The 21,811-nt window shown below is 53.0% G+C and carries 16 protein-coding genes; 7 read left to right on the top strand and 9 right to left on the bottom strand.

The features are described 5' to 3' along the window. Window positions 1-601: 601 nt before the first annotated feature. Together J3P93_RS13900 and J3P93_RS13895 are read left to right on the top strand one after the other, a co-directional pair. Window positions 602-1,009 carry a RusA family crossover junction endodeoxyribonuclease gene (locus tag J3P93_RS13900; RefSeq protein WP_434588777.1) on the top strand — a complete coding sequence of 136 codons (408 nt, stop codon included), beginning with the start codon at window positions 602-604 and terminating at the stop codon, window positions 1,007-1,009. Continuing rightward, a complete protein-coding gene (locus J3P93_RS13895; protein WP_434588775.1) occupies window positions 1,006-1,689 on the top strand; it encodes a hypothetical protein in 684 nt (227 codons plus the stop codon). The genes J3P93_RS13900 and J3P93_RS13895 overlap by 4 nt, the downstream gene beginning before the upstream one ends. A 290-nt stretch (window positions 1,690-1,979) precedes the next feature. On the opposite strand, the gene J3P93_RS13890 is transcribed toward J3P93_RS13895, so the two are convergent. From J3P93_RS13890 to J3P93_RS13860, 7 genes are all read right to left on the bottom strand, one after another. Continuing rightward, on the bottom strand, window positions 1,980-2,597 hold the full coding sequence (locus J3P93_RS13890; protein WP_434588773.1) for an exonuclease domain-containing protein: 618 nt from the start codon (window positions 2,595-2,597) through the stop codon (window positions 1,980-1,982). 346 nt (window positions 2,598-2,943) lie between these two features. Then, a complete protein-coding gene (locus tag J3P93_RS13885) occupies window positions 2,944-3,822 on the bottom strand; it encodes a hypothetical protein (protein ID WP_434588771.1) in 879 nt (292 codons plus the stop codon). Window positions 3,823-4,065: 243 nt separating this feature from the next. Beyond that, complete coding sequence (locus J3P93_RS13880) at window positions 4,066-4,383, bottom strand: DUF7693 family protein (protein WP_434588769.1); 318 nt, start codon at window positions 4,381-4,383, stop codon at window positions 4,066-4,068. A gap of 565 nt (window positions 4,384-4,948) precedes the next feature. Next, window positions 4,949-6,718: an SIR2 family protein gene (locus tag J3P93_RS13875; protein WP_434588767.1), complete on the bottom strand. Its 1,770-nt coding sequence runs from the start codon at window positions 6,716-6,718 to the stop codon at window positions 4,949-4,951. Window positions 6,719-6,981: 263 nt separating this feature from the next. Next, the gene (locus J3P93_RS13870) at window positions 6,982-8,652 is read right to left on the bottom strand and encodes a hypothetical protein (protein ID WP_434588765.1); all 1,671 of its coding nucleotides are present in this window, start codon (window positions 8,650-8,652) and stop codon (window positions 6,982-6,984) included. Window positions 8,653-9,037: 385 nt separating this feature from the next. Beyond that, the gene (locus J3P93_RS13865; protein ID WP_434588763.1) at window positions 9,038-10,177 is read right to left on the bottom strand and encodes an AAA family ATPase; all 1,140 of its coding nucleotides are present in this window, start codon (window positions 10,175-10,177) and stop codon (window positions 9,038-9,040) included. Between the two features lie 560 nt (window positions 10,178-10,737). After that, window positions 10,738-11,214 (bottom strand): GNAT family N-acetyltransferase, encoded by a 477-nt coding sequence (locus J3P93_RS13860; protein WP_434588761.1) that lies wholly within the window; start codon window positions 11,212-11,214, stop codon window positions 10,738-10,740. A 213-nt stretch (window positions 11,215-11,427) separates the two neighbouring features. On the opposite strand from J3P93_RS13860, the gene J3P93_RS13855 reads away from it, so the two are divergent. The 3 genes from J3P93_RS13855 (at window position 11,428) to J3P93_RS13845 (ending at window position 17,110) form a co-directional block, all read left to right on the top strand. After that, window positions 11,428-11,931: a hypothetical protein gene (locus tag J3P93_RS13855; protein WP_434588760.1), complete on the top strand. Its 504-nt coding sequence runs from the start codon at window positions 11,428-11,430 to the stop codon at window positions 11,929-11,931. 286 nt (window positions 11,932-12,217) lie between these two features. Then, window positions 12,218-16,288: a KAP family P-loop NTPase fold protein gene (locus tag J3P93_RS13850; protein ID WP_434588758.1), complete on the top strand. Its 4,071-nt coding sequence runs from the start codon at window positions 12,218-12,220 to the stop codon at window positions 16,286-16,288. 30 nt (window positions 16,289-16,318) lie between these two features. Further along, a complete protein-coding gene (locus tag J3P93_RS13845) occupies window positions 16,319-17,110 on the top strand; it encodes a hypothetical protein (RefSeq protein WP_434588756.1) in 792 nt (263 codons plus the stop codon). 26 nt (window positions 17,111-17,136) lie between these two features. On the opposite strand, the gene J3P93_RS13840 is transcribed toward J3P93_RS13845, so the two are convergent. Further along, window positions 17,137-18,075 carry a tyrosine-type recombinase/integrase gene (locus tag J3P93_RS13840; protein WP_434588754.1) on the bottom strand — a complete coding sequence of 313 codons (939 nt, stop codon included), beginning with the start codon at window positions 18,073-18,075 and terminating at the stop codon, window positions 17,137-17,139. A gap of 196 nt (window positions 18,076-18,271) precedes the next feature. Between J3P93_RS13840 and J3P93_RS13835 the strand changes: the two genes are divergently transcribed. Both J3P93_RS13835 and J3P93_RS13830 read left to right on the top strand, forming a co-directional pair. Further along, on the top strand, window positions 18,272-19,339 hold the full coding sequence (locus J3P93_RS13835; RefSeq protein ID WP_434588752.1) for a DNA-binding protein: 1,068 nt from the start codon (window positions 18,272-18,274) through the stop codon (window positions 19,337-19,339). 296 nt (window positions 19,340-19,635) lie between these two features. Next, window positions 19,636-20,328 carry an ImmA/IrrE family metallo-endopeptidase gene (locus J3P93_RS13830; protein WP_434588750.1) on the top strand — a complete coding sequence of 231 codons (693 nt, stop codon included), beginning with the start codon at window positions 19,636-19,638 and terminating at the stop codon, window positions 20,326-20,328. A gap of 121 nt (window positions 20,329-20,449) precedes the next feature. Here the strand turns inward: J3P93_RS13830 and J3P93_RS13825 are convergent, their stop codons facing one another. Next, complete coding sequence (locus J3P93_RS13825) at window positions 20,450-21,745, bottom strand: ImmA/IrrE family metallo-endopeptidase (protein WP_434588748.1); 1,296 nt, start codon at window positions 21,743-21,745, stop codon at window positions 20,450-20,452. Window positions 21,746-21,811: the final 66 nt, after the last annotated feature.

The following is a 21,811-nucleotide window of genomic DNA, read 5'->3' as shown; positions in this document are numbered from 1 at the left end:
GGAGAATTTTCGGTGGAACGGAGCTTCGAAACGTGACTGCCTCCGTCGTCATCACTAATTCAAAATGACGCGCGGTGATTGTTAGAGGGGAGTGCATGTTTACCCACATGCTCGCAGATGCATGGCTATTAATGAAGGTATCGCCACTTCGGGCGCTAGCGCTCGGCTAAAGGTTGCCCTTTCGCACCGCGTGAAGCCACTGGCGCCACCCTTAATCGCTGTCGCCATGGCTCCAAGTAGGCCAGTAGTGTCGCCGCAGCTCTGTATCGCACTTTACTAAGCGGCGGATGTGCCAGCTGGCGTGATTTTGGAAAATCGGGTTATGTATCTCTGACCTCACAATGGCAGAAGGCCGACATGAGGGTGCAGAGCGATATCGATGCGCTAGCGGCGATAGAGGAAGACGCAAAGGTGATGCTAAAAGGTATTGGGCTGGGGATGACGCGCAGAACTGAGGTCACCGCCGACCTTCGAGATCGTCGATTGCTATCCTAAGCGCGATATGACGCCATGGTCTATATTTCCAACCCGCATCCGCCAAATCGGGTGGATCAGTTTACCCTGTGCCAGATATCCAGGCCTACGCTTAGGAACCCGCTTCATGCTCCCTTTCGAATTTACTATCAAGGGGCCACCTGTCTCCCATCAGACGAAGAACCGGCAACGGCTTCAAGACTGGAAAGCCGAAGTGCGGCGAGCAGCTACCGAACTCTGGGAGGTGGGGGAAGACGCTGTGGATGTGCCCGTTCGTTTTTCCACCACGTATTACTATGAGGGTGACACTCCTGACGTTGATAACATAATCAAACCTCTGCAAGATGCTTTGAATGGCCTGGTTTATGTGGATGACGCACAGTGTCAAGAAACGAAGTCCCGTAAGCGTCCATTGAATGGTTCATACCAGATCAAAGGAGCATCTGGAGTTCTACTTAAGGCTTTCTCAGATGGACAGGAATTTCTTCACATACGAGTTGAGGAATGTCCTCATGATGGAGTACTCGACACATGAATATTGAACAGGCTAATCGCGAATTGCAACGTGTTCGCGAACTTGCTAACGAATACACAAAGAAGGGTTACACAATTGTGTATCCGCAATCAGACAATGATCTGCCATTGTTTCTGCGAGGTGAGGGGTACATGCCCGACCTTATAGCGACTTCAGATAAAGAAAATCTCGTCATAGAAGTAAAGACTTCTAAGACGGTGCGTCACGACAAGTATATTTCCCGGATTTCGGAATTGGTGAATAGCCGGCCTAAATGGCAGTTTCTCTTCGTTCTTACTAATCCAAGAAATAAATCCTCTGTGCCTGTACCCCCAGTTAGTGAGCGATGGCAGGAACTCCTAAGTAAATCGCGGCATCCTGCTCTTCAACTCCCAGAGCTAAGCGAGGCCGCATTCGTTTTAGCATGGGCAGCGCTTGAGGGGGTTATTAGGGAGGCCAGTGTTGAAGAGCTGACTGAGGGAAGCAAGCCAGTGGCGGCTAAAGTCGTCAAGTCTCCCATGTCGCAGATTAGGGATGCCGTCATCCTCGGGTTGGTTGATCGTAAGGATCTCACCAAGTTGGAAAAGTTGTTTTATATGCGTAACAGCATTGTGCATTCAACCAGCGGGCCGAGACCATCATTAGAAGATGTACATCATTTGCAGCTACTTGTAGATGAAATTGCATTAACTTCTTCTTGAGGTACGAATACAGCAGTGAGGAGGATTTTGCTCTTAAGTAGATTTCATAAAAACCTGGCGAAGGCTTAGCGCATTGGCATTACGCCCAAAAACTTGGCATCGTCGATTTCCACCTGCAGATTGTCGATCTGGCGACCTGCAGCTAGTAGGGTGATAGGTTAACTGAAACGTCGATCATCTCTTGAGATCACTACCGCCGGAGAGCGCAAATCGTCAATCGGCGATCAGTTCGGTCTGTTGCACGTGTGGTGGGGCAATCGCATTTTCGGGCCCTAAGGCCCGGCTCATCATTAACCCAGTATTTCCTTGACTATCGAGGCCACATTCCTCGCATCGTCGATACCCCTATGATAAGTGCCTTGCCAAACTAGGCCTAACGACTCAACCGTTAGCTTGAGACTTTTCGGCTGATCATCGTATAGGCCTTTATGCCATTTCCTGACGTTGAAATGCTGCAGACCAGAGAGCAGGGAAGGGCACGCAGCTAATGCAGCATCGCGCTCTAGCTGCCGTGCATCGTAGTCACCCCACGATGCCCAAGCAGCATCTGGATATCGGGCAATGAATCCTCCCAGCTCCTGGCTAACCTCCGCATAGGTGCCTGCACTGTCCACGTCCACTTGTTGAATGGATGTCAGCGCTTTGCAGAAGTCGGTGAGGATGGGATTGATCCGAGGGCGGATGAACCGCTGAAACTCGTCGACGAGCTCAAGCGTTTCCAGATCAATTAACACCAGGCCGATCTCAATCGTTTCCATCTGATCAGGAACGACTGCAAGCGGCCTTGGCGATTCCGGCTCGCCAACTTGATCACAGGTTGCCTCGAGGTCTACGCAATAGAGATGGCGGTATGGCGCGAGCAAGTTTTGGATGGTTTGAAGGTGATGAAGCTTTGCTTGAATGCTCATGACATGGATGTCCTAGCTTTGATCTGTCCAAGGTACATCGACACGTCCGCACAGCTACGTTCTGAAGGAATTGCTGAAGGTCGTGCTTCTTCTATTCTGGCGTAGAGGCTATCTCAAAGATGTGCTGATGCGGTTGCCGACACAGCGGGCGGGCGAGATTGGGCAACTGTTGTCGCATCAGTGAATGCCGGCCTGACTTACGCAAGGTGAGTAGGCGGACGCTTACAGATACAAAGCAGGATCAAGGCCCCCAGCGAGCTAAAAGCGCTTCGAAAATGCGCGCTGTGCGCGTGGACAGGAGGTGGAGCATGCAGGCCGCCCGACCTTGACCTGGCCCCCGGTGCGCTCACTGTGCTGAGGTGATTAGTCCTGGAAGGAACCGATTTATAAGTCCGACATGAACCCCTACCCGCGTTGCGATTATTGCTCCGGGCCTGCGGTGGCGCTCTCGCCGCTGCTCGATAGTGATCCCTCTCAAAACTTGCTTTGGAGGAATGTTGCTAGGTACATAATCTGGCCCAATAACCATTGGAACTTCTGTTACTCTTATCATGGCTCCGCCACTTATGCCTTTTGGAGTGGGGCTGGTCTGCCAACGTTCATCTTTGATTATTTGGTTCTCATAAGCTATAGCAATATGAGTTTCACGACTTAGATTTAAAGCTTGATATCCTGCTTCGTCTAATTCACGAGAAAGAAAGCATTCTCTTTTCGAGTTCGCTTGATTGCCAATTGTGTTTGATATTTTTGCGCGAAAGCCGGCAGCCATATGAATGCAACCAAGTTCATCTGTATGACTGAAGTCTAAATCAGCTAAAGTTAGTGCGACATCTTTGAAAGAGTCCGGTACAATTGATTGGACGTGGTATACGGACGCATCTATAGGATCATCTGCGTGTGTTCCTGATGGGCCTCTTCGGCTGCTGAATCTGTCGCCCAAAAATTGTGTGAGAAGCTCGCCTCTACCGGTACCAATGCATAAAGCATAATGGCCGATAGCGTCAAACACATGCGAAGCACTTAAGACAAAATACTCCCCGCTAATTTGAAGGGCCACTCCAGATCCAATTTGCTCTAATTTAGGTGAGAGTTTTTTGGTGTGGTAGATAGGTAGTACCGCTGACTCAATCCTCTGGGGTGTGGAAAGTGCCTTCTCCGCTTGCATTTGTAGTATGGCGCGGGCGAATTTCATCCGTGGATCTTTTAAGTCGATTCCTACTTTCATGGTGGCTGCTTTGGGTAGGGTTGAGGTATATGGGAAGAGAGTATACTGAAAAATAGTATGCGAGAAAACGTTCATTGAATGGGACTATGTTAATAGTGGCTTGCATTTTCTCTAACATAGGATCAGCTCATCTAATGCCCTGATGTCTATAACGCCCAAACCTGAGCTCTGGCTGCTCGGAAGCTGAGGCGTCGATGGCTACGCCCCTTTGGGCTTAAAGGTTACGTGCTTTCGCATACAGGCTCAGAGCGCGGCGAGCAAACGCTCGAGCTGTTCAAGCTCCCAGGCACTCAATAGGTCGACAGGATCAGATCCTTCGCGCTGCCACAGCTCAAGTGTCCCGACTCGGCCATCAGGCGACCTGCCGTACTCGCAGTAATCCAGGGTGTCACAGTTATTGAAAAGCGTGAGCTGCCAGCCATCAATCTCCACAGGCATGAGGCCATGGTAGATCTCATTCCATGACTGGATTGAGCTTCGCATCATGATGCGTTTGCCGAGCGTGACGTTCATCAGCACCTGGCAGACCTCGCGGGCGGTGAGAGGGGAGGTTGTGTTCAATTCATTTCGGTTTCCAGTCATCGCTTGCCAGTAGCGAAGCTGGGGTATGAAGTAACGTCAATGGAGAGATCGCACCTTCGGGCCTTGAGGCCCGGCTCATCAATTAGCCCAGCATTTCTTTCACGATAGAGGCCACATTTCTCGCATCGTCTGCGGCTTTTGTCATGAGTCGCACATCGTCTGTTGGATAGCCGTGGGGGTGGTGAAGGGCTTGTTGAACGCGGCGATGTCTTCTATCACGAACGCCCTTACCAGCGCGCGGCGGGTATCGAAGCTAGCGGGCTTGGCATTTTCAACGCGTTGCACAGTCCGCAAATTCAGGCCTGCGAACTCGGCCACTGTTTTCTTGTGACCACTGGAAGACCTCACGCATTTTGCGGATGGGAGCGGCGAACTACTCAAGGTTCAGCATTCGAGGTTTGCCAGAAGTGTTGGTGTTCATTGTTAGGCTCCATCAGAGGTTGATACGGCTCATGATGAAGAAGCCGCCAATGGGACAATACGACAGGGGCCCGACAGAGCGCCGACAACCAGACAGGCAACGGCTTGGTAGGCGTTCCGACGGCTACCAGCCCGCAGCTGATTGCAGGGCATCCAACACGTCCTGCAGATACTTTTCACTGCCAAAAGCGAAGCCTGCTTCGAGCAATGGCACTCGATGTTCGTCCGTTGAGTATTCCTGCGCCAATCGGACGATCCTGTCCTCAACTAAAGAGATCCGGCCAAGGCTGATCTGGCTAGTTTGGTTTCGCTCAATCATGCTATTCAGCGACTGCTGGTTCACGTCTCGCAATTTCAAGAAATGAAGCAGGCATAGGAACTCGAAACGCTCGTAGAGCAGCTCTGGTAATCCAAGTCCTGCAAAGTCAGGCGCCCATCGTGGGGCGAGCACACCGGCAAGCCTGTTACTTAAGGGGGCCTTAGCGCGCTCCTGACCTTCAAAGGTATTCCAAACCTGGCGGCTGTTGCTCTCGATAAGGAACGGCGAAAGCTCCGCATTTATCGATAGGATCCGGCTACGTCGCTGGTTCTGCAGCGGGGCATCGAAAAGTTTAAACAACTCGCCCAGCCGGCCCGCTTTCGTCAAACCTAACCCATACCCATAAAACACCAGGGCAGCGGGGTAGTGCTTTTGATCCAGCCAGCTCTTGAAACCTTCTTGGGCTTTCTGAGCCTCAGCGTACAGGCCACCGATCGCGTCTAATACCAGCTTATGTTCGTTGTCAGTTCCCCAACGCCCGATGACGGCAGCTAGCCGTACCAAGGGTTCTGTTACCGATTCATAGTCAAGAACCCAATCAACGAGCTGATGCTGGTGCCGCGTTTGACCGCCTGCAAACACGGACGCGAAGTGTCCGATCACCTTGCGCGTCTCATTGCAAAACAGATCGTGCAGCTGGATACGTTGCTCCGGCCGCGCGAGGAATCGTTTGGCCATTGCCACGCTCATATCCGCCCCTACCGGATTCAGTTGCCTTGACTGCTGAATGGTCTCCAGCTTGACGTTCAGCCCGGTAAAAAAGGTGTTGGCATCCCCTGAGGTGATGACCACGGCTTTACGCTGATCAATCAATTCCTGACCACGGTCGGACAACCGGCCGCGAGAGAGCCAGAACGTGGGGTACCGCCGACTAGGTGCGCGCAGAAATGCTGCCCGCAATGCGTGATCCCATTCACCCGACCACCCCGCGACGATCAGACCGAACTCATCGATGATTCGGTCTAGCAACGCGTTAAAAGGTATTGGATATACACCCAGTTCTGCGTCAGTGTTCAGAATCCTGGCGTCTTTGTAATCACCATGGATCTTAAAAACGTAGCACTGCGAATGAGTCAGAGGCTCTGCGCCAGAAAGGGTATCCTCGGAGCTTACGACAGTGGGCTCGATGCCTAGCTCGCGCAGTGCGTTCTCCATGAGCCGATCGAAGTTCGTGGTGACGATAACGCGAATGTGGCCCGACTTGACCATTGAGGCGATCGCGCGGTGAGCCAGAGTGGGGGTCTTGAGTCCGTCCTCAAGCTCCTGGGCACTGGGCTCAAGAAAACCCTGAATGATGGCTCGACGTTCCGTCTGCGTGCTGGCGAGCTCTTCCAGCAGGACAGAGTAGTTGGGCTGTTGGCCCGTCGTATTGACATACCATTGAACCCAGTCATCTTGAGGGGCCGCGCCCGCTGCAACACCTGCGCGCTCCACCAGCTCTTTCGTGATCTCCCATCCCGTAGGAATACCTGCAGCCCGGGAAACGCCGGAGCCGACCAGAACGGCATATACCCCCTTATTCTCGAACATCGAGAAGGCCAGCTGAGTCGTCGGATCACCAGAGATAAAGGTCATTCTATCGTCCTTAATAGCGTTCGCGCCCTGGCGAGATACAGGCGCAGCAGATGGTAAGTAGATGCCCCAAGCCGGCTCTCGTAATTGCCCATAGAAAGCCTGCCTCCCGAGCCCCACGACCCATAAAATCGCAGCGGGCTAGGACTGGGATTTCGTGGCTTTCAGCCCAGCATGAATGGTATCCCCTATCTCATAGAGGCTGATGCCGACCCGGCTTAAGAGCACCGCTCCGATTGTGACGGGATGAGCGCCATCGGGTGCATTTAGATCACGCAGTGCTTCCTCCAGATCGGTCGTCGAGGGTAGATGAGCATCCCCAAGCGTAGGCCATAAGCGATATGAGGCGGCATCATCAGCTTGCGAGCAGCATCCTTCTCGCAGTATTTCAACAGTAGACGCTCAAGCAGTTTAAGGCTTCCCAGTTTTTCCTTAGGGTCAACCACCAGATTCTGCTTCAAAAGACCTATGTCGATGGAGTCCACAGTCAGTCTGGCAATGTCCTTGGCCAAGGCCAGCAATCCGTTTTTGCTGAGAGCTCGGAAGCGGTGACAATTTCGCAGGATGTCAGCTGAATTGTCATGGGGTTTGAATAGAGGAGCCTCGAAGTTCTCAGTGAAAAACGAGTTGAGCTTGGCAATCACCATTTCGAACAACTCTTCCGGCGCCATGGTGTTCGCGGGATTGCTTTCGAATTGGGAACCAAGGAGCTCGCGCGAGGGGCGGCCGTCTGGCGAGATGTTAAACCCATGCCATATCTTTTGTTGCCAAAGAGGTAGCTTGGCGATGTCGTAGGCGTACGCGTTGATGTGGCTTTGCTCGTTGACCCCAAAATGAACCTCGTAGTCTGGCGAGCATTTGATCGAACCGGTGTCTGATGTGTACCACTCCAACGCCGCCCCCTTAAACGCCAACAGGGCTGGAATTACCTCTGCCTTGAACCATAGGTACAGCCCGGTATCCTCATCGTTGAGCTCGCTGGCCGGCAGCTTTTCGCCAGCGGCTCCTGTCGTGTAATACAGCTGTTCCTCAGGCCGGTCTCCCCTGACTCGTTCGCTTTTCGATGCGGGCTCTACCCACTCTTCACGCCAGAGCCGACCGTCTACTTGCTCATAGGTGAGCCCGGAGTGTTCAACTTCGTAGTGCTCATAGTCCGTGTTGCTGTTGTTTTCTGCCGAAAATGTCGGGACGTCTTCTTCAGGGTCAACATCTGTGCGCCAGACCCTCGTGATCGACATTCGGCCCAGCAAGCCTCCATCGGCCCTGATGCTAAAGGTATGCAACTTGAAGAGCTCGTTGGCCTTCTTTTCTTCGACAGGTGCACCATGCCATGGGATGTGAGAAGCATCTGCGAGGTATTGCTTACGCTCTCGGTATTGCGCCAGCCTGAGGGCCAGACCGCGTGCACATAAATAATCTCGCAAATGTTCAGCACGAATTTCGATGGCAATCACTCGACCATCTTCATTCCTGCGCTGCCGGATAACCTCCATGTAACCTTCGTTGGGGCTTACCCATGAATCACCTGCCTGCATCAATCGCAGTGCAAGGAGCAGATCCTGATTTAACAGCCATTCCGTATCGTGATCAATGTTGAAATGGTTTAGGAGAACCAGCTCCACTCCCACCGGCGGCTCTTCATCCTCATGGAGATACTGATCTGCTGGCTTGTAGCGGCCGTCGTCAAAGACGTAAGGCCCTGGGGTATGCATCAACCCAATGGAGCTCCAACCTAGTGTTTCGCCTATCTCACGCTGATCTGCGTATACCGCCAGCGAGCCGACGCAAAGCAATTCTTCGAATGCGCCGAGCTCCCTATCTGCACCGCCTTTGTGAATCACTTCGGATTGACGCAGGGGAATCCAGATAGCTGCCGATAATCGACGCCGCCGGACGTCCGCCATTTGGAACCACTCTGGTGGGTAACCGGCCGGCATGGCGCACTCCTTGGCGTTGATTGGCTTTGTGCTGAGGCGAAGCACGGTTGGCATTTTGACTAGTTTGAGGGTCAAGCATATCTTGCAGGAGGGCTTCAAGGCAGTATTTTACTTGTAGCCACGGTAGGAAAAGCCAGCATCGGATCGCGGATTTTCCGTAACCATGGAGCCCCTGTTGTGCAAAGGTTTCAGCCCGATACAGACTCTAAATATGCGGATATATCTGCGGATCTGGTACGCCCCTGGAGTGTCGGATCGTCCGCTCGCCAGGCCAACCTTGTCTGAGTATCAAGCTGAACAATCCAAGCGCTATTCAACTGCCCGGTCGCCGCGCTTCCCTTGGCGGAGCAGAGTTGAGCGGGATGCCCTGCAAACCGAGTCTATATCACTTCCAGTTGTTGCGAAGTCGCCAATGGATAAGCTCATCTGCCAGGCGACGCATCTCCCGAGCGGCATGAGAGCGCGGCGCGAAATCTACGAATGCGCTGAAATACCCGTACTCCTGTCCCGGAGTAGGGGCGTCCTCCAGCATCTCGATGGCGATCCGGTAAGCGCCGGTCAGCTCTGTATGCAGAGGAGGAAACTTCAGTGAGTCGACCAGCTCAAGCACTCGCTCGCGGCGCCGGCAGGTCGAGTATTTCGAGTCGATGATGTCCTGATACTGCTCATCACTCAGCTTCACAAAATCGCCTACAAATTCTTCGAGCTCAGTGCTGACGCCTCCGACATCACAGTTTGTCAGCAAGCCGAAGTAGCTCGGTGTTGTCTCGCGGCATTTGATGTCCTGCAGCGCCGAGACGAATCTCCCAGCGCTGCGCACAGCCATCGAGCAGTTGGTGTCCACGACCGCGGCAACCAGATTTGCAAAGCGCCGTATTAGTTCGAGCTCAGCGTTCACATCAAGCAACACGTAATCATGCCGCGCGATCAGTTCGCTGAGCTTTTCTGTAGCTCGCTGTTTTCGTTCCAGTACTTCTAATTCATCGGCATAAATAAATTGATATTTCGCTCGTTCGTTTGGGGGCAAAGCCGCCAGTTGATCGCGAATCCGCTTGCGACGCTGCTTCACCGCCGATGGGAATGTGATGAGGTCGCGCTCATCGAAGAACCCGACTCGACTTGCCCAACTGTCTGGGGATGGTTGTTCGCCGTCTCCGCAGGCATAACGGTAGTTATAGTCGTTGGTCACGACTGCTACCCGAAAGCCCAGCTCAGCGAGTGCGACTGCGAGGTTCACAGTGATGGATGTTTTTCCAACACCTCCTTTGTAGCAGGAGATAGCCAACGCGAGCCCACGTGGTTTTATATCAATATCAAGACCCAATTTTCGTAGGTTGATCCCTGAGCGAGCTAGGAAGCTCCACAGCGCAGCGGGGGAGGGTAAGCGTGAGGTTACGTTGCCGCTATCGGTTTCCCAGGATCTCCAGGTTCTCTCGGCAACGTTGGCCCACATCGCGGCGAGGTTGACGCTGACGTCGGCAGCCTCGCGGAGTTCTTTCGCATGCTTTCGTAGTTGGTTGTCCATGATCGTCCTCCAAATTCGTTGGTGTCTGAAGACTAACCAAATCCGAGATGGAGAAAAATTATGAGCAGAGTGCCGGGCTTTTTTCACTATGAGCATTGTGTCGCGACAGGTCTGCCATGAGGTCAGGTGGAGAGCTCTTCGATGGATTCCGTACCTTCGCCACTGAAGGCAACGGTATCTGAGGCGCTGCCAACACGGTTACCTAGCCGAACTCGGGCTCGGGCTCGGGCTCGGGCTCGGGCCGGAGCGCTGAAGCTAGTCAGGCGCAGCAAGGTCGTTGTTACATAGGCGTTCCTAACGGGGCGTCAACACTTATCGAAAGGCTGCTGGTAATACCAATGGCTGGAACTGACAGCCAGAGTGAGCTTCGAGATGCGATTTGCATTACAACTGGGGTTAACGCTGCGGATTAGGGCAGTGGTACCCAAGTGTAAAAAAGCCCGAGAGTTCATCTCTTACCGGTAACCATTGCTACCGACCGTAGCGGGAAACCTTGGTTTTCACCGAAAATAGGTGCAGCCATAAGTTGTTCATTTTCTGGGAAGCTAGTCATTCCTAGATCAGGCTGTGTGCTGTACAAGTGCTTCCCGTATAGCATCTACTGATCCGACCCAATGTCGGCGGTTATTGTAGTGCGTAAAGCCCAGCCGCTCAGCGAAAGCAGATGCTTTAGCGTTGGCACTCTCAATGAGCAAATGTCGGTAGCCAAACGTCGGCGCCAGCTCTACTAGGCGCTCAATTAAGGCTCGTCCATGTCCAACGCGCTGCTGCTTGAATCCGATTCGAGCGATCACCAATGTATCCCGTGGACAGTTAGCGTCGGGCCTTCCGAATAAACGGAAATAGAGATCGAACTGCTTGCTAAGCGCCGAGACTGTTGCAAATGATCTCCAGACTCGCTGCTGGACAAACCTAGGCTTGTAGGTAAACCGCTCGAGGATGAAATCCCTCAGGTGAGGTATCATTTCCTCAGACCGTGCTTCGGAGAACTCAAACCACTCATCATCACTGGCATCTACAGCGGGAATTTTCGACATTGTCGTGCTCCTATTCTGCGTGGAAAATACCGAAGTGTAAGCGGCATGCATCGAATGTTTCCGATTGGAGGGAAAAGAACGTCATGAGACGACATCATGAGCACTTCGCACCTACTTCGCGAGTATGTTTTTTCAGCCGTTTGAGTTACATCGTATTGGTAGGTATATATCTTTGAAATCGGGAAATCCCCTCCCAGCTACCTTGGAGTCTCTATGCAGTTGAAAAAAGCCAAAATTCTGATTCCAGCGCTCATCGGTCTCACCGTTTCCTTGACGTTTCTGTATGTTCAGTTAAATTTGTTCGACGTTGTTGTATGGAACTATAACGCTTGCCATATGCTTTTTGGATTCACCTTTCCTTTATTCCTCAGTTATTTGGCTATTCCCCCTGGTAAGGTAGAGCAGATCCGCCTGCGTGAAGTCTTCAATCGGATCATGAGCGTTCCGGCACACGCTTGGCCTTTGGCCGGAGTCCGTACCATGTGGCGTTCCATCGTCCGTGACTTCAAGGGGGGCCTACCGTGGAGCCCATTGATGGGTGTTGCTTTTACGCTATTCTTCTCCCTTGGCAATGAGGTGATTGTCGATCCGGCTACAAACGGTATTCCTTTCACCGCTGCCTACGGAAATTTCATCGCTGATGTTTGCGGAATGATGCTGTTTCTTTTGATCACTTACCCGTTTTTAAAGCACTCCATGAGGCTTGAAAGGGCATAAACATTCGCGCTAATGAGGTGAGATGATGGTCGTCTAAGACGACCACTCTCGACTTGCTTTCGCTCGGCGCGAGTATATCTCGTAGCTGTTATTCCGCGGTCGAATGAAACGCTGGAACTCATCGACGATCTCAAGCTTTTTTCCGGATCAATCACAAAGCCAACTTCAATCGTTTCCACCTTATCAGGTACGACCGCGAGCAGAGTTGTGTAATCCAGCAACCTTCCATTACGCTTGCTTAACAATGGCAGTCCGCCAGTAATACGTTGATGAAGGAACGCAACGCATGCCTGAACCCTATCAGCCGATGCCGGCAGTGCTTGATCGCCAAATTGAAAACGAAGCTCAGGATGCGTTTGGGCATAGGCACTTTGCTCAGGCTCTGCAAAGTCTGGTTGAGGCTGAACACCATAAGCCACCTTTTAGCATTGGTTTGCTTGGTGGCTGGGGTACAGGTAAAAGCTCAATCAAAGAGCTTTATACCCGAGGACTTGCTGATGTTGCATCTGACGGCACGGGGATGCCATCGCGTCGAGATCGCATCAAAAGCATTACCTTCAACGCTTGGCGATTCGGCGGGAAGGATCAGGACATCAAGCGAGCGCTACTACGCCACGTGTTCATGGAGTTGGGCGGCGACGAGCAAGCTCTTCACGACAAGCTTTTTCGAAGTGTCACGCAGGTCGAAACCCAGTGGAAAGGGTGGAGAGAGTATGCAGTGCAGCTTTGGCGCGCTTGGTCGCTTCCATTGCCGGCGTTCGTTGGGGCAATGGTGCTGCTCTTTGGCTTGGTATGGGGCGGCCTAGCCATACTTCCATGGAGCAATCCCATTGTTCAATCGACATTCATTTTGGCGATTAGCGGTGCTTACAGCTATCTGCTCAAGAATTTGAAGCCCTCGAAGGTGGATAGCTATCGGTCTATCACCAAAGTTTCCCTGCCGAGCGCTAGCGCTGAGCAGTATGAAGAGATGCTTCTTGAACAGCTCAAGGTGTTTAAGGGCCCTGCGCCGAGTATCTTTACCAAGTCAGATCCTTGTGAGCGCCTGGTGATTTTTGTAGATGACCTTGATCGGCTCTCAGCTGAGGAAATGGTACTCGGCCTTGATGCTGTTCGGGCGTTTATGGAAATTCCTCCAGAAAAGCTGCCATGCGGCCTGGGGCTAGTTTTTGTTATTTCCTGCGACGAGGCTAAGGTCGCTGATGCATTAGCTCGTGGTCGCGGAAATCCTGAGCAGCCTGGTACCGTATTCACCCACATGGATGCCCGTAGGTATCTCGACCGAATCTTCCAGTTCCGGTTGGAAATTCCCCCTGCGCCGAGGGGGGATATGAGGCAGTTCGCTCTGAAGCATCTATCATCGTTCGCTGACATTGTGAATGATTTGAATGACCTGGGCGCAAATCCAGAGCAAGTCATCGACCGCATGATTCATGTGAATGTGGTGGATCCGCGTAATGCATTGCAGATTGTCAATGCATTTGCCCAGTCATGGTGGCTGGCAAAACGACGCGAGTACGAGGGCAGCGCAGGCGAGCGACCTGGTGGACTTCACCAAGGCGCAGTAACCAATCATCCCATATCACTCGGCGCGCTCAGTGCTGCCCGGGTGAGCTTCCCAGATTTCTACCGCGATCTGCAGGATGACCCGCAACTGCTCGGCCGCCTGACAGAGCTTTTGGTGCATGAGGGGGAGCTCTCAAACCAGGCTGTTGAGGCGCGAGCTCTCCTGGTTAAGCGTTACGTCATAGAGGATAAGGACGGCAAGACGACCATACGAGAAGGGTGCAGAGACCTGCGCCAATTCCTTTCGAGCCTCGTAGGGCTGCGCTGGCCAGATTCACTGCAGAGCCTGCTTCTGTTGTCCGAGGATCCAATCACTCGCAAGTTCGGCGCTGGTACAAGCACGCTATACAACATGCTGGTGTCTGGTGATACCCGTGGCCTGATCGAGCAACTGTCCACTCGTACAGATCAAATTGTGCTCAACGAAGACCAGGCTCAGCTGCTACATGAACTGATCAGCGACATACATTTGGAGACGGTGTCACGACGACACAACGCCATGCGTGTGATAGCGAATTTGCTTGACCATCTACCGCCGCGAACGGTGCGGTTGATGCTTGGCAAGCTGTGCAATGAGCTGACCGCATCCTTGGATCTCAGAGCGATGGTCGGCTTGGATAAAATCGGATCCCTAGTGCCGCTCGCCAATTCTCAGGAACAGAGGCAGATCGCGGCTGAGCTCGTTGATGACTTGCTGACGACGCAGCATCAAATTGAATTTAGATTGGAAACCATGCAGACCCCGAGCCTAGATGAAGCGAAGACAATGGTGCGCAAAGCTTGTGAAATTGCACTCAACGTTCGAGAGCTCCATGGGCTACCTGCGCCGCAAGAACGCAAACTCGTTGAATGGCTGAAGGTCAGAGACGTGACCTTAGGCAAAGGCTCATACCATTTCGAATTCAACGCCCTTGAGCAGTGGATTGGCAGTCACGAGAAAATGCTGCTAGTGATGCTAGGTGCTGACTACGCCTCGCTTGTAGCCGATGAGGCAGAAGCCGGTAGATCGCAGGCAATGGCGCTACCGATCGTTTCAGACCGAGTGGATCAACTGTTTGCAAACCTTGCATCGAAAGGGGAAGAAAGTCGCGAGGAGCTCTGGAAGCTTGTTCAGCGCTATCTCAAACTGTCACCGCCCGAATTGCAGGCCTGCGCCCTTACGACATTGGAGCATTCGCATCAATTGGCTAGCGCTCAGCCACTGTCGACTTGCTTGACCTCAATTGTTCGAAACCTTATCGCTCACCCAGAGCCGGTGGTGGATTTTGAGCGGGGGTTCCGCTGGGTGCTAGCAACCGCATCGGCGCGATTTACAGATCTTACAAAGGATGCAAAATCCAGCCTTGCCGACCTTTGTGACAACTTATCGGGAGGGGAGGCCTACCAAGCGGATGCAGTTGCGCTTTTCGAGCAGATCATTCAGCGCGAGTCTAGTTTGTTGGCGCAGGTAAGTACTAATTGGGTCGAGGATTTTGCAGAACACTTGCCGCTTGATTGCTGTGCGTCGCTCCTAAGAGCTTATGAGGGAGTTCCGGAAGAGGTGCAGGCAAAGGTCATCGCGTATTTCGATACAGGATTTACTGCCTCAACCCTGCCTGATCGCTTCGGCGAGCTTTATGCCTGCGCCGCATCGAACATCCCGCGCAAGTCATGGGATTCCGGGCAACTGCATGATCACCTAGATCGCTCGTTGAGCCGGCTTCCCTCGAGGGTTTCTAGGTCGGTAGAAGACCTAGAGGCTCTGATGCGCGGGCTTTCGAAAATCTATCTTCATGGTTCGCCAGCCACTATCGCAACTTGCTTGCGAGATACGTTCTCCACTGCGGCCAGTTATCCAGCTCAACATAACCAGTTGCATCTGTCACTCGCCGGCACTTGGCCCTCTACAGATGTGGTGCAGCCGGGTTATGTGCCAGATACGATATTCGCCGAGGCGATTAACGTGGGCCGGCGGAGGCCGAATGAGGCTGGGCGCGGACTGCTCAGCTCTCTGGACTCCATGCTCGAGTCCGGAAATGTTGGGTATGAGCGTGAAGTTGAGCTGATGGAGTTGGCCTGCCTGATCTGGCAGACCCACCCGATTGAAGCTCAGCAATTCCTCATGAGCAAACCCAGAAAACTAACTCCCAGCCAAATCGCCCAACTACCAAGCGCCATAAGCTGGGAGTCGACTGAGGAAGAAGGTTGGCTTAAAGGTGCTTGGGAAAAAGCTGTACCTGCTCTCGACACGTCTGAACGAACTACGACGACTTTGCTGCTGCTCGCGTTGGGGGCAGTCGGTAGCGCTAAATTGCCAGACCAAGCACTATCCCTATGGATCAGCAGCCTCGGTGTAGGCGGTTATCAAGTGCTGGTGCAAGCCTTGCTGTCTAGCGACGCCACCGATGACGGCAGACGTCGTCTGTGGCGTCAGGTCGCATCGCTGAAGCCAGCGCCAGCGCCTGATGAATTGATCAACCTAAGCATCCGAATATTGCCGTTGGCTACGGCACCCGAGACCGCAGCAGCTATTAACAATGACTTGGAATCCATCTGTAACCGCCTAAGTGACCAGGAGAGCCGACTGGCGACTTCGAAGCTTCTGTTGGCGACGATCTCTGGCTGTTCATCAATCACGATCAAAACCAATCTCGCTCGGCTTGCATTTTCCCTCGGCACACAAGCCGCATTGTCGGGAGTTGATGAGTCAACGCTTAGCGAGGATGACTTGCAGATCATCGGAGATGTTTTTGGGAAGGGGCGCGAACTGACCAAGCTTAAAGCGCGTTTCGAGAAGTTGCCTCGTGCATAGTTGGTATGCGTTGTCGCTCGGGAGGGTCTGATGCAAATGTCTGCAGGAACACTGGCTGAATACCTGGCAGCGACGGACGAGGTTGCTCGAAGTCATGCCGCTTCACCGCCTCAACTAAAGTACATGGTCGATGAAATGGACGCTTTCTTCCATCGCGAATTCTTCGCCCAGCCTTTGGAAATGACTCCCATCGCAGCAGTGCTGGTGATGAATGCATATACCGCTCTGCTTGGTGCCGTACGCGAGGCCCTATCAGGTCACGTGGTGTTGGTCTTTCCGGTTGCTCGCGCAGCGCTTGAGTCCGCTTGCTACGCATTATTGGTGAGCCAGGAGGAGGTAAACGCGGATATATGGCTCAATCGTAATCGCAGCACCGCTGACCTCAAGGCTTGCAGAAAACTCTTCACTGTTGAAAACACAATTAAGATTTTAAAACCCGTTCAGCCTGAGATGGCTGAGTATGTCCGGGGTATGTATGACGCCTCAATTGATTACGGGGCCCATCCGAACCCATTGTCGATAATGAGCCACTTCGAGTCGAATGGGCCGCAAGGCGAGGATGAATTCGGTTTCTCACTTACGGGCGTGCAAGGTCACAACAGCTGGCACGTCAACCGTGAGCTTTTAGTTTGCGTGGAGACGGGGCAGGCTATTGCGTTTTTGATTGCGGCTTCCATCCCTGGCCATCCGCTGCTCAACCATCGCCTTAAAGATTTCGATGACTGGATGGCGACCAAAAACCAAATGGCAGAGTTACTTAATGGCGCACCTCTGGAACATGCCGGCCCCATGTATTCTTCTGTACGCCCTCCGTCCCCTTAATGCGATCAGTTGGGCAACCCGGTTTTTTACTCAATGGCGGTGGCTACCCGTGAAGCCAAGCCACCAAAGGAGATGCCTGCATCGACATAGCGCAACGCCGACTTCATGTCCTTCCAGCCTACATAGCTCATCAGCCCTTTGATGTCCCACCCGTTGGCCGACGCCCAGGTCGCGAAACCTCGGCGCATCGAGTGGGTGCTGTACAGCTCCTCAGGAAGTCCAGCCTCCTTGAAGATGCGGCGCAGCACAGGGATTAGGCTATGTGGCTGCATGGCTTTGCCTGACAGATTGCCCCAGCGATCAATCCGCTGGAACACTGGGCCTTTCGCAATCCCGGCAACTGTTATCCAGTTGACGTAGGCCTCCACGGGGCAGAGCATCGTTAGCGCCGGAGTCTGGAACGTAGTTCCTTCATGCTGCCGGTCACCCTTGGTGTAGGGCAGAAAAAAGGTAATGCCTTCACCGCTTATGGCTTGGGTGTCCTCCACCGTTAGCCTGGCCAGCTCATCGCCCCGAAAGCCACGCCAGAACCCAATCAAGATAATCGCCACCGAGCGACGATGACGCACCAGCGATTTGGGATCTCCCCGTTCAATCGCAGCTGCAGCTTCCCCTTCAAACCATGTGACGGCCTGCTTTAGGTGCTTAAGCAGCAGCGGGGCGGCCTGCTTCACCTTTGCAGGGTGCACGACCTTGATGCCCTTGATCATCTGGCGAACGCCAGGCGTCTTGGTCGGATCAGGGAAGCCCTGAGTGATGTGCCATTGCGCAAGGGCTGCTAGGCGCTGCCTCAGTGTGTTGATGGAAAGCTTGTCGGCGTATTCCGCCAGATAGCGCACGACACCCACGTCGGTTGTGGGCAGGTATCCGCCCCAAGTCACTTCGAAGTGTTCGATCGCCGCCCGGTAGCTTTTTCGCGTGTTCTCCCGAGTGCCAGCGCTTAGGTACCGATCTGCCTTTTCCATCGTACTTTGCCTTTAAAATCGGAGCATTTTTGTCTTCCTGCGCTACATGGAGGTTGTCTGGGCGCCATAGAGAGTCAAGAAGCCATAAAGCACTATTATAGCTTTTTAATTATTGGACTTTACGTCCAAAAAATAGGTGGTAGTGTATCACGTAATTACATGACACGTAACACAGCACGAAATCGTAGGAGTTCACGTGGCTCGTGGCGGCATTAACAAGGCGGTGGTGCAAAAAGCAAGGCAGTCTCTGCTCGCTAGGGGCACATACCCAAGCATCGATGCCGTGCGTGTGGAGCTGGGAAATACCGGGTCGAAGACAACCATTGCCCGGTACCTGAAAGAGATCGAATCCTACGATCCACGCCCAATATCGTCCCGCGAACGCATGGGTGAAGAACTTTCGGCAATGGTTGAAAGCCTTCTGGATCGACTCATGGAGGAGGGCAACGAGTCGATTGAACAGTCCCGATCAGCCTTTGATTTGGAGCGTTTAGAGCTCCAGGCGCAGATCGCCAGCCTGCAAACTGAACTGATCGCAGCGCGTAGGCAGCTGGACACTCAGCAAGCAGCCATTGAGGCTCAAACTGCTGACCTAAAAACAACGCAGTCCTCGCTCCAGGCAGAGCTGACACGCAATGCCGGAATTAATCAACGCTGTACTGACCTAGAAGCCTTGGTCAGTGACCGGGATAAACAGATCCACTCCCTAGAGGAAAAGCATGTCCATGCGCGCGGGGCATTGGAGCACTACCGGCAGTCTGTCAAAGAGCAGCGTGATCAAGATCAACGACGACATGAATCCCAACTCCACGAGGCTCAAGTGGAGAAGCGCAAGCTGCAGGAAACCTTGGTGCTGAAACAGGATGACCTAACTCGTTTAAATCGTGACAACGAGCGGTTGCTTGGAGAGTCCAGGCAGCAGGTGAAAATGCTACACGGCCATGAGGCGCACATACAGACACTGACTGGCGAGATCCAAGGACTGAAACTCGCAGCGGCGAAATCCGCCGGCGTTGCTGAGCAGCTCCAGGAACAGATCGCCACGCTTCGACAAGACGCCACGGCACTGAATGAAGCAGCAGCCAAGAGCGGCGAGCGCGAGCTAGAGGCAAGACTGCTGCTTGCCGCTGCCCAATCGGAGAATGAGCAACTCCGGCGAGTGCAGGCTACACAAGCTGAGACAGATGGAAGCGATTCGAACACCACATTTGCGCCTGCATCCGAGAAGCTAAAGACAGCACCCACAAAACCGTCGAGGAAGTGACCATGAACAAAGCCACGCTCAAACCTATAGGCCCTAATGAAGAATGCTCCGGGCTTCAGTGGGCTCATCAGCGACTCACTTTGATGCTGGCGAACAGCATATTACCGCCAGCTTTCATACAGCTCGACACCCGCCCTCGATTGGAAACCCGAGCTCAGTCAAGTATCGAAGCGGCTCACTCGAGTAAAGCAAACTAGCAGCAGTGTGCCGAGCACAACCAACGCATGTTCGACGGGCTTGAAAAGCCTACATATTGGGTTATTATAAAGCCAAGAACACTACATGCGGTGATTTGCATGGACATGCCAAATATCGAACAAGAAGCATCCGAGCTGCTGCGCATGCTCTGGCGCGACCGATATCACCTGTGGGGCGATCAAGATATCACCCCGCTTCAGGCGCGTGATCCGAGAAAGGCGGCGTTAGCGTACGGCTTTGAATATCGGGAGCTTCCGAATCTCGGTGACCCCAAATTCATCCAAGGCGGCTCCGGCCCTAAGATTGCAGGTCTGATTGATCGCCAAGCGAACCGCATTGCAATCTCCCAAGAATTCTCTTCCACGGTAAAACTGTTCACGGGTGCTCATGAAATCGGCCACCTCGCCCTACATAAAGGTGAGGTTATGCATAGGGATCGGGCGTTAGATGGCCGTCCAGTCGGCGGGCCTCGAAACCCTGAAGAAAGGGAGGCTGATTTCTTTGCGGCTTGTTTTTTGATGCCTGCGAAGCTGGTCGCTGACCGTTTCAGGCGTCTATTCCTATGTGGAGACCAGCTTCACTTTAACGATACGGTCGCATATCACCTCGATGCGCATAACATCGAGGGTTTGTTGTATGCCTCGTCAGACTCCTTGGAAAGAGAGCTGGCACTGGCGCGGTGCCAACGCTTCAATAACCTCAACGTCGTATCGCTTGCTACGCAGTTTGGAGTATCCGATTCGGCAATGGCGTTACGACTCAAGGAGCTTGGTTTAGTACGCTGGCCGTAGCTTGGGGGCATGAAGTAGGCGCTAGGTATCGATCGGAGTGCAAAAGAGTGGCGGGGCGATAAAGAACTGTACGCTCAGGAACCACCCGACCATGCGTCATAAACTCCCCGTTAGATGCAGATCAATCTTGCCGACCAACCTCGACCAGCAGTTCCAACGCCCTCATGCGCAATCGGATCGCTGTCTTCGAAACGTTAAAATATCCGCTCAGAGAATTGCACACAGCATGAAACTGGATGACGTTGTCCCTCTGACTGTCTAAGTACAGATGCCCGTGACCGCGATCTCGGATGCCAAGATGCTGTAGTAACAACCCAAACGCAGCCTGAAAGTCCTCTTTAGGCATCAAGAGGCATGAAGCAAACGTATTTGCTTGCCACTCCAGCCGCTCAACTTCCCCTTTAGGGATGGTGATGAGCTGGCTCTGGTCAATGTCCTGCGCTCGGATGGCTTCTCGTGTCATGTAACGTTTATGACCTAAAAAGTGATGCCCCAACTCATGGGCGAGTGTGAATCGGGCCAAGTGGGATTGGCTATCTGCCCCGAAGATTTTGATCTCAAGCGGGTTGAACGTGATACTGCCGAGGGCTGAGCCCGAGTCCTCAATGAAGCTCACGGACAGTCCACTGACATCAGCTTCCCTGGACACTAGCTTAGTAAGATCAACCTCTCCCCGGATGTATGAAATGGATTTCAAAGCCTGCTGCGCCAAGCGATCTATTTTGTCCCGCGAAATGAACGCAACCCTGGGTGTTTCGATAAGCGTGGGCTGACGAATCAGACTTATATCGTTCTCTTTAAAAGCACTCACAAGGTCGAGGCCTTTCCAGATGCCTTCCCAGCCATCCGTAAAACCGGCAGGAGTTACGGCATAGGCGCTATAAACGGTAGGCCGAAAATCCGTTTGGGTTAAGGCGAATTCGATCTCTGCGCGCTTACGAGCTCTAGCGCTAAGCGCCCCGGTTAACAGGGCGCGAGGAAGCTCCCATCTGAACTCAGATTGATCGAAGTAACGCAAGACACCGAAGCCTCGATTCCGCGCAATGTTGAACGTGCCGGACTGAAACGCGCTGGCGGAGGCAAAAATACCCTTAGCATTGAAGCCGGCCACTTGACTGATCTTTGATCCAAATTCTTCGATGTCCCCCACAGGCACTTTGCCGCTGTAGTTCTTGCATTCGATGAGCACAAGCAACGATGGGGTCTCGAAGCCAGGCAGGAACACTTCGACCGAAATATCAAAAATGATGAAGTCTTCTCGGTCGCGGGAGTAGTAGCCCTTCTTCCTGAAAATTTTGCAGCACTCAGGTCGGAAGACATAAAAGCGACCTTCATTGATCTCACGAGACAGGAACTCAAAGACTTGCTCCTCGAATCGGTCACCCTTGGCATAGGTGCTGAGCGCTTCAATTTTCATATGCAGAGCAGGCTCCGGTTAACGGATCAGAAAGTCAGTTGTACGTGAATAGTTGTTGCTCCGAGA

Source organism: Pseudomonas sp. R3-57 (genome assembly GCF_051132065.1).
Classification (GTDB): domain Bacteria; phylum Pseudomonadota; class Gammaproteobacteria; order Pseudomonadales; family Pseudomonadaceae; genus Aquipseudomonas.
This window is presented reverse-complemented; position numbering and strand designations above follow the sequence as displayed.